This is a genomic window from Fontibacter flavus, from assembly GCF_042432905.1.
Lineage (GTDB): Bacteria > Bacteroidota > Bacteroidia > Cytophagales > Cyclobacteriaceae > Fontibacter > Fontibacter flavus.
The window spans coordinates 16,708-32,459 of the sequence record NZ_JBHLWI010000035.1; the positions used below are offsets into that span (position 1 = coordinate 16,708).

The following is a 15,752-nucleotide window of genomic DNA, read 5'->3' on the forward strand; positions in this document are numbered from 1 at the left end:
TAAAAAAATCAAGAAAATATTTTTTACTCAACTTATATTTAAATTTTCTATACTGGAAATAAGACAGTCTCAGATAATTGAATATAAATTATATACTATTTTAGTTTTCAACCTATTTAATGGGATTTATGAAAATTGCATTTTTGCTCGAATCTTTCCCCAATATTTCAGAAACATGGTTGATAAATCAGATTCTTGATTTAAAAAGAAGAGGGTTTCAAGTTTCTATATACTCACTTTATAGATCAAAAAGTGAACTTATTCATGAAGATGTAGTAAGATCTGGGCTATTAGATAAAACGTGGTATTTCTTTATACCAAAAGAAAGTAACAAATTAAAAGTACTCAGGGAATTATTGGTATTTATATTTAAAAATTCAGGGAATTTCACATTCAGAAAACTTAATTTTGGAATAAAAGCTTTAGCTTCTAGAAAGATAGAAAAGTTATTTTTCTTGAATTATTTGTTTCAAAAAGAATTAGATGAATCTGAAATTGTGCATGCGCATTATGGAGATCAGGGAATTATTGCTTGTAAAATGTCAAAAGCTGGATTTTTAAAAAAGTCTAAGATTGTAATTTCTTTTCATGGACATGATATATTTCCATATCGACTTGAGTATTTCAAAATAAATTACAAAATATTTAATGAATTTTCTAATCATTTAATTGTAAACTCTAAATATAGTTTTTCGTTATTAAAAGCTATAGATGATTTTAAAAATGTTTCCATTCTTCCTGTAGGCTTAAATACTTCCAAATTTAAACCGGTGGCAACATTTGATTCGAAGGTTGTTAGGTTGGTTTTTGTCGGAAGGCTAATTTATTTAAAAGGAGCAGATTTTGCTCTTGATATTATGAATAAATTAAGGGCCGAGGTGGAAGGAATTAAATTGGTTATAATTGGGGATGGTGAATTAAAAGAGACGATTATACAAAAAATCAAAAACCTGAAATTAGAAAATTATGTAGAATTATTAGGTTCATTAACTCAACAAGAAGTTATAGCCCAATTAACGAGATCAGATATTTTTTTATATCCTGCAAGAAATGACCCATTTTTTAAGGGTAGTGAAACTCAAGGACTGGTAATTCAAGAGGCACAATCAATGGGATTACCTGTTGTTTGTTCAGATGTAGGCGGAATAAAATATGGTTTAAAGGATGGTATTACAGGATTTCTTGTAAATGAATATGATTTGGATGGATTTGTTGAAAAATTAAAATTTTTAGTGAAAAATCCTTTGATTCGAAGAGAAATGGGGGATTTAGGAAGGAAATATATAGTTGAAAATTTTGATTCAAAGGTATTAGGTGAAAAGTTAATTGGAATATATAAAAATGTATTAAATGACAATTGAAAAAAAGGAACCATATTTTTCGGTTATTATTCCGGTTTATCAAGATACTGAAAGACTTCTTCAGTGTCTTGATCGTTTCAATGGTTACTTATCAATGAATTTTAATTTTGAAGTTATTGTGGTCAATAATGATCCTGAAATAAGTGATTTAAAAATAAATCCAAATCAATTCACATTTGATCTTCTTTTTACAAATGAAGTAACTCATGGCTCTTATGCAGCAAGAAATAAGGGACTTAAAATGGCACGAGGAACTGTGGTGGGATTTACAGACTCTGATTGTTTGCCTGGTAAAGATTGGTTACATAATGCATATGCTCACTTTTCAATTGATAAAACAAAGAGCATAGGAATATTAACTGGTCCTGTTGCATTATTTTTTAAAGACCCGTTAAAATTATCACCAGCTGAGCTGTATGAAAAGTTTACAGCATTTAAGACACAACAGTACGCCCAAGAAGGTTTTGCTATTACTGCTAATTGGTTTTCTTATAAGTCTGTTATCCAAGAGTTTGGAGGATTTAATTCGATTATAAAATCAAATGGGGATTCAGAACTTTCTGGGAAAATCAGTCAAAAATATAAGCTTATTTTTTCAGAAAATTTGATTGTACATCATCCTGCCAGATATTTTACAAGTGATATGGTTTACAAATATCAAAGAATAATAGGTGGGACATATATCAGGAGATTTAAAGGGAGAAATTTTTATTTTTTTTTACATGTTGCTCAGTTTTCATTTAGAAGATATAGGTTCTTTATTAAAAAGCTTTTCACAATTCCTTTATCACAATCTTTAGATATTTTAAAAGTCTGTAATGCAGTTAATCTAGGTGTTTTTAGAGAGTATTTTTCGTTAATACAATCAGAAAAAACAAAAAGATAGAATAGACTTAAGTAGGTTCAATATACAGTGAGAATTTTATATTTATTAAATAATATTGAAAGTGTAGGAGGTATTTCTACAATTACTATTAAAAAGATTGAGTGGTTTATTAAAGTTAAGGGTTATTCTATTGTTGTTTTTGTTAAAAGTCACCACTCTGATTATGAAGAAAAGTTTAATGGAAAACTGAAGATATATAATTTTGGATCGGTCTATGATGGTCTTAGTGGTTTCAAAAAAATATGGTATGTTTTAAAATTCAAACGTTTTGTAAAAGGTCTAATAAAGAAACATAATATTCAAATATGTGTAAGCACCCTTACTAGTTTAGATTTTTTTACACTGGTTTCAATATATAGAAAAGTTCCTAAAGTGTTGGAAATCCATTCAACCTCAAAAATTATCATTCAAAAGTCATATTATATAAAAAAACATTTTTACAAATTATATGACAAGGTGGTTCTTTTAAATAATCTTGAAAAAAGTAATTATGGATTAAAAAATGTGACAATTATCCCTAATTTCATAGACCCTGGAAATAATTATAATAAGAAAGAAAAAAAGAAAATTATCATTTCCGGAGGGAGAAATGATGTTTTAAAACAATGGAATCATCAAATAAAAGCTTGGAATTTAATTTATAATAAAACGTCTGATTGGGAATATCATTTATATATTGATGCAAATGAAGAGGATCTAAATTTTTTCAAATCGGTAGTTGAAAAAAACTGTAATTCAATCAAAATTAATCAAGCGATTCCTGATTTTAGAGACAAGATAATGGAAGCATCAATTTTAGTTTTATCATCAAAATTAGAATGTTTTCCATTAAATATATTAGAGGCATTTGCAGAAAAAACAGCTGTAATAAGTTATAAAACATATTCTGGTCCCTTAACATTGATCGAGCATTTAAAGACAGGTGTTTTAGTTGATCAAGATGATGTGAAAAAACTTTCTGAAGCTATTGAATTTCTAATTAATAATGAGGAAATGAGGAATGAGATTTCTGAAAATGCCAAGGAATTCTCTACAAATTTTGCCCCTGATAAAATTATGAACAATTGGTTAAGCCTGTTTGAATCTTTAATACATGAAAATTCTTAGGGTAGTATCAGAGCTTGATTTTGGAGGTGTTGAACAGGTTTTAGCGAATTCTCTGCCGCGATTGGTGAAAATGAAAGGACTTAAAGTATCTGTTGTAGTTCTTGGAAAAGGGGGAAGGATTTCGCGGTCTATGGAAGCTCAGGGAATTCAAATTGAAATATTAAATCATAATCCTAGGATACCAAATTTAAAATCAATTTATAGACTCATAAAAATTATTAGAAGATTAAAGCCGGATGTTTTGCATTGTCAAGGTGGAGAAGCAAATTTTCATGGACTAATCGCAGCAAGATTGGCGGATGTTCCTGTTCGGATTGGAGAGGAAATAGGTTTTCCGAATCATCATTCTTATTGGAAGTATATTTTCAAACTGGTTTATAAAAACGCGACGAAAGTGATTTCTATTTCTCAGGCGGTAAAAGAAAGGATAGTGGAATTAGGGGAAGTGGAGGCAGAGAAGGTGGAGGTGGTGTATAATCCTGTTGAAATAAAGGGGAAGTCAATAGATTTCTCGCTCCGTGCCTCCACTCCCCGCCACGGCGGGCAGGAAAATGACAAAGGGAAGGCTATTCTTTTTAGTGAGCCTGATTTGCATGGAAACCAGATTGAAGGAGAAAAGCCATTTGTGTTTGTAACGACATGTAGGTTGGTGCCGGTGAAGAATTTGGATAGGTTGATTAATGCTTTGGCAAGGTTATGCAATGAATTTTCTGAAAAATCTATAGAATTATGGATTGTGGGAGATGGGCCATTAAGGGAGACACTTGAAAATCAGAGTAAGGAATTAGGGGTTTCAGATAAAGTGAAGTTTTGGGGATTTCAGGAGAATGTTTTTCTTTTTTTAAAAAAAGCAGATGTTTTTGTGTTGCCATCTTTGAGTGAAGGATCTTCAGTTTCTTTGGTTGAAGCAATGTTGTCTGGATTGCCTTCAATAGTAACCAAAGTGGGAGGAGCTATTGAAATATTGGGCTCGAGTAAGTCAGGTGTATATATTGACCCATTGAATATTGAGTCAATAGTTAGTGCTATGGTGGATTTAATTAGTTTACCTTTGCAAGAAAGAGATGGTATGGGCAAAAGTGCAATAACCGAAGCAAGAAGGTTTCTTCCAGAAAATTATGAAAAATTACTTATAAATATTTATAATGGATGAAAATCCGAGTACTTCATTGCATTGAAACAATTGCTTCTGGTGGAGTAGAACAAGTAAGGTTAACTCTTATTAAAGGGTTGGATAAGGGGAAGTTTGAACATAAAATTGTTTGTACTTGGGCTGGGGGATATGTGGCTGATTCTTTAGAGAAAGAAGGAGTTGAATTAATTCCGATAGGAGTTTTTAAATCAATTCTTGATATAAGAAAATATGGGGAAGTTTTAAGAATTATCAAGGAGTTTAAGCCCCATATAATTCACGGAGCTATTTTTGAAGGAATGGCAATGGCTGCCATAAGTGGTAATCTTGGTAAAGTCCCTGTTATTATTTTGGAAGAAACATCTGATCCTGTTTATCGTAGCCAAAAAGCGATTTGGCTTCAAAGGTTCTTAGTGAAACTTTCAGATAAAATTATTGGTATTTCTCCAAATGTTTGCAATTTCTTAATCAAGAAAGCCAAAATTCACCCAAATAAAGTTCACCTTATAAATAATGGAGTTTCAATTCCAAGTGTTGATTTTGACCAAAATCAGATTGAAGCGTTAAAATCGAAATTGAAAATAAGTTCAGGCGATTTTATTATTGGAGCAGTAGGAAGGGTGTTAGATGTTGTGAAAAGATTCTCTGATATTTTGAAAGCTCTTCAAAAAATTGATAACCCTAAAGTAAAATTTCTTTTGGTTGGAGATGGCCAAGACTTAAATCAACTTAAAAATCTTGCCATTGATTTGGGAGTTGAAAAACAATTTTTGACTGTTGGTTATCAGTCTAAAACAACATACTATTACTTAATAATGGATGTGTTTTGTGTACCTTCAGCAAATGAGGGATTTGGGCTTGTAGCAGTAGAGGCAATGTTTTTTAGATTACCGGTAATTGGTACAAAGGTCGGTGGTTTACAGGATATTGTAGTAGATAATCAGACAGGATTTTTAATTCCTCCAAATTCTCCCCAAGAAATTGCCGAAAAAATTCAATATCTAATCGATTTTCCTGAAACAAGTAAAAGCATGGGAGAAAATGGTTATGAGCGTGCGATGGAACATTATACTGCTGATCGATATTGCAGGAAAGTTGAGGATTTGTATCTTGAATTGTTAAAGAAAAAAGGAATTATAGAGTAAAATGGAATTTATAGTTGTGAAGATTCTTAAGTTTAAACCTAATTCCAAATCCTTTTGACTTTTTCCTTTTTACTTTTGCCTTATTTAATATGATAGATGTAATTATTATAGTGGCACTTTTAATTGCTTTGGTCAACTCGAACTCGATTATGGCTAAGAAATTTAGCTTGCCCTATAAGTATGAATTGCATTTACATTATTTGCTGTTTTATCATCTGTTTTTTAGCCTATTCTTCACTTGGTATATTTTGAATTTTGGAGGAGATTCCAAGGGGTACTGGGGAATGGTAATGGAGCAAGTCTTAATTAAGGGTGAAATTACTTGGTTTAGTTATTTTGGCACAAGTACAACTTTTATTCTTTGGCTGTGCTATATGCCGAGTAAAATTTTAGGGTTAAGTTACCTTACTGGAAACATTTTATTTGGCTTTCTAGGATTTATTGGAATTAGGTATTTATTTGTTTTAGTTGCTACAAAATTTCCCGTCAATCATTATGTACTTAATTTGCCATTATTTCCTTTGATTTTTTATATACCTAATTTGCATTTTTGGTCATCAGGTGTTGGTAAAGATTCAATTTCTTTTTGGGCAATAGCTTGGTTTTTATTTGCAATTCAGGAATATAAATCGAGATGGTGGCAAGCTGGAATTGCTTTATTTTTTGCATATTATACTAGGCCTCATATTGGTCAGGCACTGATAGGTGCTATTGCCATAGCTTTGGTTTTAGGATCTGAAATCAAAATCAGTTATAAAATATTTTTAGGCGCTTTGGCTTTGATCGGTACTTCCTACTTGAGTTCTACAACTCTTGATTTTTTGGAAATCAGTGATTTTTCTTTAGATGAAATGACTGGAAAGGCTGAAAAAACAGCATTTCTTTTGAAATCTGGAAATGTTAAGTCTGGGGTTGATATTTCTTCTTATCCTTGGCCACTAAGAATTTTTACATATATGTTTAGACCTCTATTCCTAGATGCTCATAATGTAATGGCATTACTTAGTTCCTTTGAAAATGCATTGTATTTGTATTTAAGTTTTTTTATTTACAGAAATTGGACACCTGAAGCATTACGGGACATGCCGGTATTTTTAAAAACAGGGATTATCATGTTTATTCCGATTACTTTGGCCTTTGCTAACAGCTTAGGTAATTTGGGGGTTATTATGCGTATGAAAAACATGACCATGATTTATTTCCTGCTCTTTTGCTTCTTCTTGATTGCCTACAATAAAAAATTGAGGTATCAGAAGTTGCAGGAGAAGTTGAAGTACTACAAACAAAGGGAGGAGGTTATTTCCAAAAAGCGTGAAATGGAATTGAAGAAGGGATAGGGGGCTTTGGAAATGTAGAATGATAAGTGGGACTAATATTAAGAGCCAAGGCAAAAGTAAAAAGGCAAAAGTTTGGGCAATGAAGAGTGAGGAATTATGAATGAGGGATTTTTGTAAGGTATATTATTCGATGTTGTCTAGTTGTCAGGTTGTCGAGTTGGTTTAGGATACCAAGGTTATTGAATTGAATTAAATTGTAAGTGGGTTATAGTTTGAAGAAGAAAATACTTTTTTTACCAAAATATCCCCGGATGGGGGCGTCGAGCAGGGTGAGGACTTATCAGTTTTTGCCCTTATGGGAAGCAGGGGGATACCAGGTAAAGGTATCCTCTTTTTTTAATGAGGTTTACCTGAAATCCCTCTATGCCCATATCAGACCAGGTGTGGGAAATGTGATTGGATGTTACCTGAGGAGATTGGGGATTTTACTATCAATCTGGAAATATGATGTGCTGATTATTGAAAAGGAATTGTTTCCTTATCTGCCTGCCTATGCGGAGTTTTTATTGAAGCTTTTTGGGAAGAAGTATATCGTGGATTATGATGATGCGGTGTTTCATAATTATGACCAGAGCAAGAATAAGCTGGTGAGGTCTTGGATGGGAGATAAAATTGATCTGGTAATGGGATATGCCACCATGGTCTGGGCGGGGAATGGGTATTTGAGGGAACGTGCGATTCAAGCGGGAGCGAAAAGGGTTGTGGAGATGGCTACGGTTATTGACGCGCATAAGTATATGAATGTAGAATTAGGGAGGACCCAGCGTGAAGAAAATGTCCGGGGGACTCCCGATAGCTATCGGGATAGCAGGGGCCAGGTTGCAGGGCGGGATATTCCAGAAAGTGAAAACAATCAAGATAAAAAAGTTTGGGTGGGGTGGATAGGGAGTCCGAGTACGATGAAGTATTTGAGGGGATTATTGCCTGTGTTGGAGCGGTTAGGGGAGGAAGTGGAGTTTGGACTTTTAATTGTGAATGGAGAATTGAGAATTAAGAATGAGGAACTGGGTTCCAAGGTTGACATAAAGCATATCGTCTGGACGGAGGAGGGAGAAGTGGAGGCGATCAGGAAGATGGATATTGGAATTATGCCTCTTCCGGATGATCAATGGGAGCGGGGGAAATGTGCTTACAAATTGATCCAATATATGGCATGTGGCCTGCCTGTGGTGGCTTCACCTGTGGGGATGAATCAGGAAGTGGTGAGGCATGGGGAGAATGGGTTTCTGGCGGGTACTGAGGAGGAGTGGATTCAGGCATTGAAAACCTTGATCCTGGATGCATCGCTGAGGAAAAGGATGGGAGAGAAGGGATTGGAATTGGTGAAGGAGCGGTTTACGGTGGAGGGGAATTTTGGGGTGATGAGGAGGGAAGTGGAGAGTTTGTTGGAAGTGGGAAGTCGAAAGGCGGATTTCGAAAGTTTGAACCATTAAGAAGTTGAGCGATTTAAGGGGTTCATTAAGAGGGGGATTAAGAGCCAAGTCAAAAGGCAAAAGGAAAAAGGGGGAGGGGGTAATGAAGAATGAGGAATTAAAAATGAAGAATGAGTTATTGTTGTTGTCATGGTTGTCGAGTTGTCAGGTTGGAGCTTTAAGGGTTGGGGAGATTGTTGCTTTTTAGATAGGGGGTTTTTTAAACCACGAAGGTCAATGAGGACACAAAGAAAAGGGTAAAATATCTCAAAGGGGTGGTTATTGAAAAGGGCTTCTCCTTGTCACCTCGACGGTAGGAGAGGTCTTTAATGTGGAATTGGGAATGATAAATGGGAACATAAGAGCCAAGAGGACCGAACGTTAAGAAATCAGCCCTTTGGCTGATTTTAGTGAGGGGCCAGGATGCAGGGTGGGTAAAAAGGCAAAAGTTTGAACTTTTCTAAAGTTCCGGATGACGGTTTTGATATGAGAAAGATTTCTGAGCAAAGTGAATAGGCCTGAAGGGCCGGGATATTAGAGGGATGGTTGGAGGCCATCCCGGATACGCCGGCGATACGGAACCGCGGATAGGATAGAAATGATAACCACTCCTGCCTGCTGCAGGCAGGAATTACACTAATTACACAAATTTTTAAATTCTATATTTTGGCTGATTGAGGATTTTGATGTGATTTTCAGATCAATGCAACAAAAGAAAATGAATTAGGCGCGAGGCTTTGGATTGACGCGAATTCTTGTTCCGAATGAGATTACAATAGTCCAGCTTCTGGAGAAGCAGGATAACAAGCGACAAGGAGGACTTCCTGGCTCTAATTACCCTTAAATTAATTGATGCTGATTGCTTTTTTGGTTTCATTTTGACAACTGAAGGTTGTGCTGCTGGTACAACGGATATTGCTATTGTAACGGATAGCCCCTCTACTTTTAGGAGAGGGGTTGGGGTGAGGTAAGGAAGAGGAAGGATCTTTAATTCAACAAAGTCCAGCTTCTGGAGAAGCAGGACAACTGGTTACAATAGAGGGGTCCAAGTCTCTCTCATGGGAAATAAACCTGAAGAACCTTGAATCAAGATATTCCGGACAATACTGACTCCTCCTAAAAAAAAATCCCGCGAAACCATCGCGGGATTTTTTTATTTAACTATTCCTCATCGGGGTCATGGGGAAGGGTAATCTGACTGATGGCGGTGATGACGGCTCCGGCTGTCATGAGGTAGCCCGCTCCTGTGATCAGGAAGGTAGGTAAGACCACCGGGGCAGTCATGATGGCTGCACCGACTCCTGTTACCACCAGGCCGATGTTTCTGAGTTTTTTGAAAAAGGGAGGGGTTGGGCCCGTCACCCTTTTCTTGATTTCATCGATTGTATTCATAGTTTTCGAATTGTTTTAACTGATTTTTTTAATGAGGTTTGATACCTCTTTTTTGATCTGTCCCTGCTCGGCTTTCAGCCAAATGCAGAGTTCTCTCAGGTTCATCTGGTCTTTTTTCAAGTCCCTGATGTCCTGCACCAATAGCTTTAAGAAATAGGCTATTACCGATAGGAGAACAGAAGAAAGCCCTCCCAAGATCAGACCGATAAAACCTTCTGTGATGACCATGGCTTTATGTTGTGTCTTTTGATTGGTTTTTCCTCTATTTCCAGCACTATTTCCTCTCCCTGTTCCAGCCAATTTTCGATACTGTCCAAGAGTTTGAGAAAGGCCAGTTTGGAGAATCTGCCTGTTTCCCTAAAGGTACTGACAGGGGAGATGCACATATTCCTGTAGCCATGACCTTGGAAAAGCGGGAAGATTCTTCCTTTGATGGCCCTGCCCTCACAATGAAGTACAGGATACCAGCCTTTTGCCTCACTGTAAGTCAGTTGGAGGCTATAGGTTCCTTCCGGCAGACAGGGACAGTTGGCGATCTTAGCGGCAGGAGGTTCCAGGGTTCTGCACAGGGCTTTATGGTCCCTGTACAGTATTCCCCTGGTTTCCTTTTTTCCATACCGCCTTTGCAGTATGAGCTTCATGGATTAGGTGTTTTCGGTCATGATGATGGCAGCAGCATTGTGGATACCGTTATTGATATTGTAATGCTGACCATTGACCAGTTGTGCGAACTCCACTCCCATGAAATAGGCCTTATGCTGTTCTCCAAGTACATCCTTCTGAATGGATAGATCAATCTGTCCACTGGCGGAGTTTACTGGAAGTTCCTCAGTTGAGCTCATCTCCAGAGATCTCTCTCCGGTTGCGATATTCACAGATACTCCTGCGATGAATATCCTGAAGTGTGTTGATCCTTCGGGAACGATCAGGAAGTCTGCCGGCAGGAATGAAGGGATGCTGACACCCCATTCAGTGGCGGTGTTGACCTGGGCATATTCGGCACGAAGGGTGCTGGACAGTCCGGCTCTTCCATTGAGTTCGAAGCCTTGGAGCATGTTCCAATCGCCTTCGCTTACCTTTCTGTCGCCTCGGGAGTTGACCGGGTCTGACTTGAGGATTCTCATCATGAGGGTAACCATTCTCTGGTAGATTTTAGGATCTGCGATTTTGAGCGTGGCGGGCCTGATGGTATCGAGGAAGAGTTTGGTAGTCCGGGTATTTTCGGTAAACTCTCTGATATTTTCCCTGGTACGTGCGAATCTTGGATCCGACATGATTCTTGATCTACTTACTCCGCCTTTTTCTCTAGCGAAGTAGCCGTCTTTGGTTTTGTAGAAGGATAGTGCTCCGACTTTACCGTTAAGGGTTATGATACTGGTTTGTTTTGCCATAATTTTACTTGTTTTAAGTGAAACATGGTCAAATTTGGGAAGGGTGGAGGAGAAGGGAAAATGAGTTTGCGGATCCTGCGGATTTTGCGGAAAAGGGGGGTTTTTGAATGTAGAATGGAGAGTTATGAATTAAGAATGAGGGGGAAAAGTTGTCATTGTTGTCATTGTTGTCGGGTTGTCGGGTTGTCGGGTTGGAGCTTTGGTAAGTATGGGAGATCGGGTTTGTGGGAGGTTATTTAAGAGCCAAGGAAAAAGGGTTTGGAATGTTGAGTTAAGAAGGATTGAAGAGCCAAGGCAAAAGTAAAAAGGAAAAAGAGTTTGGAATGTTGAGTTAAGAAGGATTGAAGAGCCAAGGAAAAAGTAAAAAGGCAAAAGGGTTGAGAATGTTGAATTAAGAAGGATTGAAGAGCCAAGGAAAAAGTAAAAAGGAAAAAGAGTTTGGAATGTTGAGTTAAGAAGGATTGAAGAGCCAAGGAAAAAGTAAAAAACTTGTCCCGAAGAATTTCGGGAGGCAAAAGGGTTGAGAATGTTGAATTAAGAAGGATTGAAGAGCCAAGGCAAAAGTAAAAAGGCAAAAGGGTTGAGAATGTTGAGTTAAGAAGGATTGAAGAGCCAAGGCAAAAGTAAAAAACTTGTCCCGAAGAATTTCGGGAGGCAAAAGTTTGAACTTTTCTAAAGTTCCGGATGACGGTTTTGTTATGAGAAAGATTTCTAAGCAAGTTGAATAGGCCTGAAGGGCCGGGATATCAGAGGGATGGTTGGAGGCCATTAATTGAGAATGTTGAATTAAGAATGAAAAATGAAGAATGGAAATATAAGAGCCAAGGCAAAAGTAAAAAGGCAAAAGGGTTTGGAATGTTGAATTAAGAAGGATTGAAGAGCCAAGGCAAAAGTAAAAAGGAAAAAGGGTTTGGAATGTTGAGTTAAGAAGGATTGAAGAGCCAAGGCAAAAGTAAAAAACTTGTCCCGAAGAATTTCGGGAGGCAAAAGTTTGAACTTTTCTAAAGTTCCGGATGACGGTTTTGTTATGGGAAAGTTTTTTGAGCTAGTTGAATAGGCCTGAAGGGCCGGGATATCAGAGGGATGGTTGGAGGCCATTAATTGAGAATGTAGAGTGATGAATGAAAAATGAAGAATGGAAATATAAGAGCCAAGGCAAAAGTAAAAAGTAAAAAGGGTTGAGAATGTTGAGTTAAGAATGATTGAAGAGCCAAGTAAAAAGTAAAAAGGCAAAAGTTTGAACTTTTCTAAAGTTCCGGATGACGGTTTTGTTATAGGAAAGATTTCTGAGCAAGTTGAATAGGCCTGAAGGGCCGGGATATCAGAGGGATGGTTGGAGGCCATCCCGGATACGCCGGCGGAATGGAACCGCGGATAGGATAAAAAGGATAACCACAAATTACACAAATTTTTAAATTCTACATTTTGGCTGCTGGGGGATTTTGATGTGATTTTCTGATCAATGCATCACAAGAAAATGAATTAGGCGCAGGGCTTGCGAATTTTCGCGAATTCTTGTGCTGATAGGGATTACATTTTTGGAGAAGAAAATGGATTTTTGGTCGATTAAATAGGCCTGAAGGGCCGGGATATCAGAGGGATGGTTGGAGGCCATCCCGGATACGCCGGCGGTATGGAACCGCGGATAGGATAAAAAGGATAACCACAAATTACACAAATTACACAAATTTTAAAATCTAGATTTTAGCTGTTGGGGGATTTTGATGTAATTCCCTGATCAATGCATCACTAAAAATGAATTAGGCGCAGAGCTTGCGAATTTTCACGAATTCTTGTGCTGATAGGGATTACATTTTTGGAGAAGAAAATGGATTTTTGAGTCGATTAAATAGGCCTGAAGGGCCGGGATATCAGAGGGATGGTTGGAGGCCATCCCGGATACGCCGGCGGTATGGAACCGCGGATAGGATAGAAAAGATAACCACAAATTTCACGCCTGTCTGCTGCCAGGCAGGAATTACACAAATTTTTAAATTCTATATTTTGGCTGCTGGTGGATTTTGATGTTATTTCCTGATCAATGCATCACTAGAAATGAATTAGGCGCGAGGCTTTGAATTGACGCGAATTCTTGTGCTGGTTGAGATTTAAGGGAGTCCAGCTTCTGGAGAGGACCGAACGTTAAGAATCAGTCCAGTGGACTGATTTAGTGAGGGGCCAGGTTGTAGGGAGGGAGTAAGGTCCAAGTCTCCCTCTAGGTAGATAAATCTGTAGACATTGAACCAAGGTGGGATTTTGAACCAAGGTGGACTAAGGTGGGAATTGGATTTTGGGAAGGGGAAATTGATTTCTTGGAAAAATGCAATGGTTTCTAGGAATTTGTCGTTTTAACGGAGTATCTACGGGGAATGTATACCGTATCTATAGGGGAGGTATAGGGTTGGATAGGGTCTGGAAAGGCTAAATTTAGGTATTTTGTTGTATTATTTTGAAATAAATATGGTTTTTTTGATATCGGTATTTTGTCTTTAAAATTTGGTTAGAGGTAGTTTTCAATGTCATCAATGGGGATGCCGGAGAATTCTGAAAATTCTTTGATGGTCACAAACTGATGGGATTGTTTTTTGAAGTGCATACGGATTTTCTGCAGCAGGTCCTGGGAATATCTCTCTGACCTGTCTGTCATTCTTTGAATATCTTTGGCATATATGACGCACCTCTTCCTGTACATGATATGAGTTCCAAAAAAGACAAACCTTTATTGATCAATTTGATTTCCGAAATGAGGAATGGACTGTCGGGTGGCGGATGTTGGATGCCCGATGACTGATGTTGGATGTCCGATGACGGATGTCTGATGTCCGATGCCCGAGGACTGATGTTGGGTGTCAGATGACTGATGTTGGTTGACAGATGTCGGGTGACCGAAGTCCGATGTTTTTTCGGGTAAATTTTACATAGGAATATGATTGATAGTTAATGATGAAAAGTATCTTTTACATACCATGCCACCCCTCCAGAAATTTGGTATTTGATTTTTTTGATGGGTGTTAATAGCACCTGATTTTCTGGTAGGTGATTTTCCAGGTATTCCCTGTCCAGTTTGAGGAACTGTTCCAAGGTTTGGTCATGGATGGACAAAATATGTCCTTTGGCTTTTTCTTCATCCCAGCCTTTAAGATGGCATAAAAGGAACACCCAATTATGTGGGTCATTGAGGTTCATTTTCTTATCGTGGATTAAAAGGTCATTAGCTGTAAAAATCAATTTTGAAGCCAATTGTATATACTCCTGTAGCCTTGGCCAAGATTTGAGAATGTTTGGCTGACTTTCTTCCATGGTCAATTGGATCAGGTGTAAGGAGAGTTTTGCACCAGAGGCGTAAGGCCTATACATTAGGTATTGTTCCAATGATGGAATTAAATCGTTATCTCTATTGAATGCTTCCCAAATGCATGATTTGAAGTAGATGGCCAATTCTGATTTTAATTGGTTGATGGTATGGGAAGAAGCAATTGATTTCAAGTTATTCCATAAATAATTCATTGAATTCTTTAAAGTAGTTGGTAATTCCTCCTCATTTTTTGAAGGTTTGTTATAACCGAGTTTGAGGAAATGGTTGAGTGCTGCGAACCAAAATGCCGATTTTTTTCCATTGGGTAATTTTTCGGAATAGTTGTCCAGCATCAATAAAAGGACAAATAATTTAGAGATCCAGTTGACCGTATCAATTTTGGCTTCGGGATATAAACGACAGACTAGAAGGTGTAATTTCAATTTCTGGAATTTGTCTTTTTCCCGTTTGTTGGTCAGTAGTTTCATTTTGCTGATCCAATAGCTATTTAGGAGGGCAATGTTTTCATGGTATGGATGTAATTTAGATTTAAAGGGGTAATTGAGTATTTCATTGTTGAGTGATTTGATGGCAATGCTTTTTTTGTTCTGGTAAATTTTCTGGTAGTACCTTTCGATGGTTTTTGGGTTGACACCTAGTAATTCACTTAATTGTTTTCGGGTCAATACGTTCATGGTTTCAGCGAAATTTTCTTTCAAAAAGGGGATCGCATCTTTATAGTGTAATTCTGTGATTTTAGTCCAAAATTCTTTTTCAGAGAATGAGTTTTCTTTTAGTTTGATGGATAATGATTTGAATTCAGGCAATTCATCAAATATGACGCTTTCCTGGTGGTATGAAATAGAGAAAGTCATGGTTTCTTCCAGTGCGATCAACCTGTATTTGCTGATTGATTTTTGGTAGTAACATTCAGCATCAAAAGCTACCTGTCCTTTACAAAAGGGTCTGATGATTTTTTGGCCATCAAAAAGACCGAGGGTACCCATGATGATGAAGTGGGCTGAATCTTCTGTAAGGTTAGCCTCTCTGATCACTTCATTTTTTTTGAAAGTGTTCAAAGATGTAAAAGGAAATAGCTGTTGATACTGCCCTAATGGAATTTCATTAATACTGTCCAAAATAGCCTTTAAGGTGCGTAGGTATTCATTACTTTTTCTCATAATAATTACACATTTAGTCGTACAGTTTAACAATTGGAAAAAAGCAATCCTTATCGGTCCAAAAACACCGAAAATTTTATTCTAAGAGTGTTCTAAAATGTGTTGTTCAAAAA

General features: G+C 37.2%; 13 protein-coding genes. 7 read left to right on the top strand and 6 right to left on the bottom strand.

Going from position 1 to position 15,752, the window contains the following annotated elements; all coding sequences use genetic code 11:
* Positions 1 to 128: 128 nt before the first annotated feature.
* From ACFFIP_RS12435 to ACFFIP_RS12465, 7 genes are all read left to right on the top strand, one after another.
* On the top strand, positions 129 to 1,361 hold the full coding sequence (locus ACFFIP_RS12435) for a glycosyltransferase family 4 protein (protein ID WP_382387979.1): 1,233 nt from the start codon (positions 129 to 131) through the stop codon (positions 1,359 to 1,361).
* Positions 1,351 to 2,247, top strand: a complete 897-nt coding sequence (locus ACFFIP_RS12440) for a glycosyltransferase family 2 protein (RefSeq protein ID WP_382387980.1) — start codon at positions 1,351 to 1,353, stop codon at positions 2,245 to 2,247. The genes ACFFIP_RS12435 and ACFFIP_RS12440 overlap by 11 nt, the downstream gene beginning before the upstream one ends.
* A 27-nt stretch (positions 2,248 to 2,274) precedes the next feature.
* The gene (locus ACFFIP_RS12445; RefSeq protein ID WP_382387981.1) at positions 2,275 to 3,354 is read left to right on the top strand and encodes a glycosyltransferase; all 1,080 of its coding nucleotides are present in this window, start codon (positions 2,275 to 2,277) and stop codon (positions 3,352 to 3,354) included.
* Positions 3,341 to 4,507 (top strand): glycosyltransferase, encoded by a 1,167-nt coding sequence (locus ACFFIP_RS12450; RefSeq protein ID WP_382387982.1) that lies wholly within the window; start codon positions 3,341 to 3,343, stop codon positions 4,505 to 4,507. Before ACFFIP_RS12445 ends, ACFFIP_RS12450 begins: the two co-directional genes overlap by 14 nt.
* Entirely contained in the window at positions 4,504 to 5,631 is a 1,128-nt protein-coding gene (locus ACFFIP_RS12455) for a glycosyltransferase (RefSeq protein ID WP_382387983.1), read from the top strand. Before ACFFIP_RS12450 ends, ACFFIP_RS12455 begins: the two co-directional genes overlap by 4 nt.
* 149 nt (positions 5,632 to 5,780) lie before the next feature.
* The gene (locus ACFFIP_RS12460; RefSeq protein ID WP_382387984.1) at positions 5,781 to 6,968 is read left to right on the top strand and encodes a hypothetical protein; all 1,188 of its coding nucleotides are present in this window, start codon (positions 5,781 to 5,783) and stop codon (positions 6,966 to 6,968) included.
* A gap of 251 nt (positions 6,969 to 7,219) precedes the next feature.
* Positions 7,220 to 8,401, top strand: a complete 1,182-nt coding sequence (locus ACFFIP_RS12465; protein ID WP_382387985.1) for a glycosyltransferase family 4 protein — start codon at positions 7,220 to 7,222, stop codon at positions 8,399 to 8,401.
* Between the two features lie 1,140 nt (positions 8,402 to 9,541).
* Here ACFFIP_RS12465 and ACFFIP_RS12470 read toward each other — a convergent pair.
* The 6 genes from ACFFIP_RS12470 to ACFFIP_RS12495 form a co-directional block, all read right to left on the bottom strand.
* Entirely contained in the window at positions 9,542 to 9,772 is a 231-nt protein-coding gene (locus ACFFIP_RS12470; RefSeq protein ID WP_382387986.1) for a hypothetical protein, read from the bottom strand.
* Between the two features lie 15 nt (positions 9,773 to 9,787).
* On the bottom strand, positions 9,788 to 10,000 hold the full coding sequence (locus ACFFIP_RS12475) for a hypothetical protein (protein WP_382387987.1): 213 nt from the start codon (positions 9,998 to 10,000) through the stop codon (positions 9,788 to 9,790).
* On the bottom strand, positions 9,970 to 10,413 hold the full coding sequence (locus ACFFIP_RS12480) for a DUF5675 family protein (RefSeq protein WP_382387988.1): 444 nt from the start codon (positions 10,411 to 10,413) through the stop codon (positions 9,970 to 9,972). The genes ACFFIP_RS12475 and ACFFIP_RS12480 overlap by 31 nt, the downstream gene beginning before the upstream one ends.
* 3 nt (positions 10,414 to 10,416) lie before the next feature.
* Complete coding sequence (locus ACFFIP_RS12485) at positions 10,417 to 11,163, bottom strand: hypothetical protein (protein ID WP_382387989.1); 747 nt, start codon at positions 11,161 to 11,163, stop codon at positions 10,417 to 10,419.
* A gap of 2,500 nt (positions 11,164 to 13,663) precedes the next feature.
* On the bottom strand, positions 13,664 to 13,855 hold the full coding sequence (locus ACFFIP_RS12490) for a hypothetical protein (RefSeq protein ID WP_382387990.1): 192 nt from the start codon (positions 13,853 to 13,855) through the stop codon (positions 13,664 to 13,666).
* Between the two features lie 245 nt (positions 13,856 to 14,100).
* Positions 14,101 to 15,639: a terpene synthase family protein gene (locus ACFFIP_RS12495; protein WP_382387991.1), complete on the bottom strand. Its 1,539-nt coding sequence runs from the start codon at positions 15,637 to 15,639 to the stop codon at positions 14,101 to 14,103.
* Positions 15,640 to 15,752 lie beyond the last annotated feature (113 nt).

Excerpts from the sequence above, each read along its gene's own strand:
- ACFFIP_RS12435 (WP_382387979.1), top strand. The coding sequence starts at position 129 with ATGAAAATTGCATTTTTGCTCGAATCTTTCCCCAATATTTCAGAAACA.
- ACFFIP_RS12440 (WP_382387980.1), top strand. The coding sequence starts at position 1,351 with ATGACAATTGAAAAAAAGGAACCATATTTTTCGGTTATTATTCCGGTT.
- ACFFIP_RS12450 (WP_382387982.1), top strand. The coding sequence starts at position 3,341 with ATGAAAATTCTTAGGGTAGTATCAGAGCTTGATTTTGGAGGTGTTGAA.
- ACFFIP_RS12455 (WP_382387983.1), top strand. The coding sequence starts at position 4,504 with ATGAAAATCCGAGTACTTCATTGCATTGAAACAATTGCTTCTGGTGGA.
- ACFFIP_RS12460 (WP_382387984.1), top strand. The coding sequence starts at position 5,781 with ATGGCTAAGAAATTTAGCTTGCCCTATAAGTATGAATTGCATTTACAT.
- ACFFIP_RS12465 (WP_382387985.1), top strand. The coding sequence starts at position 7,220 with ATGGGGGCGTCGAGCAGGGTGAGGACTTATCAGTTTTTGCCCTTATGG.
- ACFFIP_RS12470 (WP_382387986.1), bottom strand. The coding sequence starts at position 9,772 with ATGAATACAATCGATGAAATCAAGAAAAGGGTGACGGGCCCAACCCCT.
- ACFFIP_RS12475 (WP_382387987.1), bottom strand. The coding sequence starts at position 10,000 with ATGGTCATCACAGAAGGTTTTATCGGTCTGATCTTGGGAGGGCTTTCT.
- ACFFIP_RS12480 (WP_382387988.1), bottom strand. The coding sequence starts at position 10,413 with ATGAAGCTCATACTGCAAAGGCGGTATGGAAAAAAGGAAACCAGGGGA.
- ACFFIP_RS12485 (WP_382387989.1), bottom strand. The coding sequence starts at position 11,163 with ATGGCAAAACAAACCAGTATCATAACCCTTAACGGTAAAGTCGGAGCA.
- ACFFIP_RS12490 (WP_382387990.1), bottom strand. The coding sequence starts at position 13,855 with ATGTACAGGAAGAGGTGCGTCATATATGCCAAAGATATTCAAAGAATG.
- ACFFIP_RS12495 (WP_382387991.1), bottom strand. The coding sequence starts at position 15,639 with ATGAGAAAAAGTAATGAATACCTACGCACCTTAAAGGCTATTTTGGAC.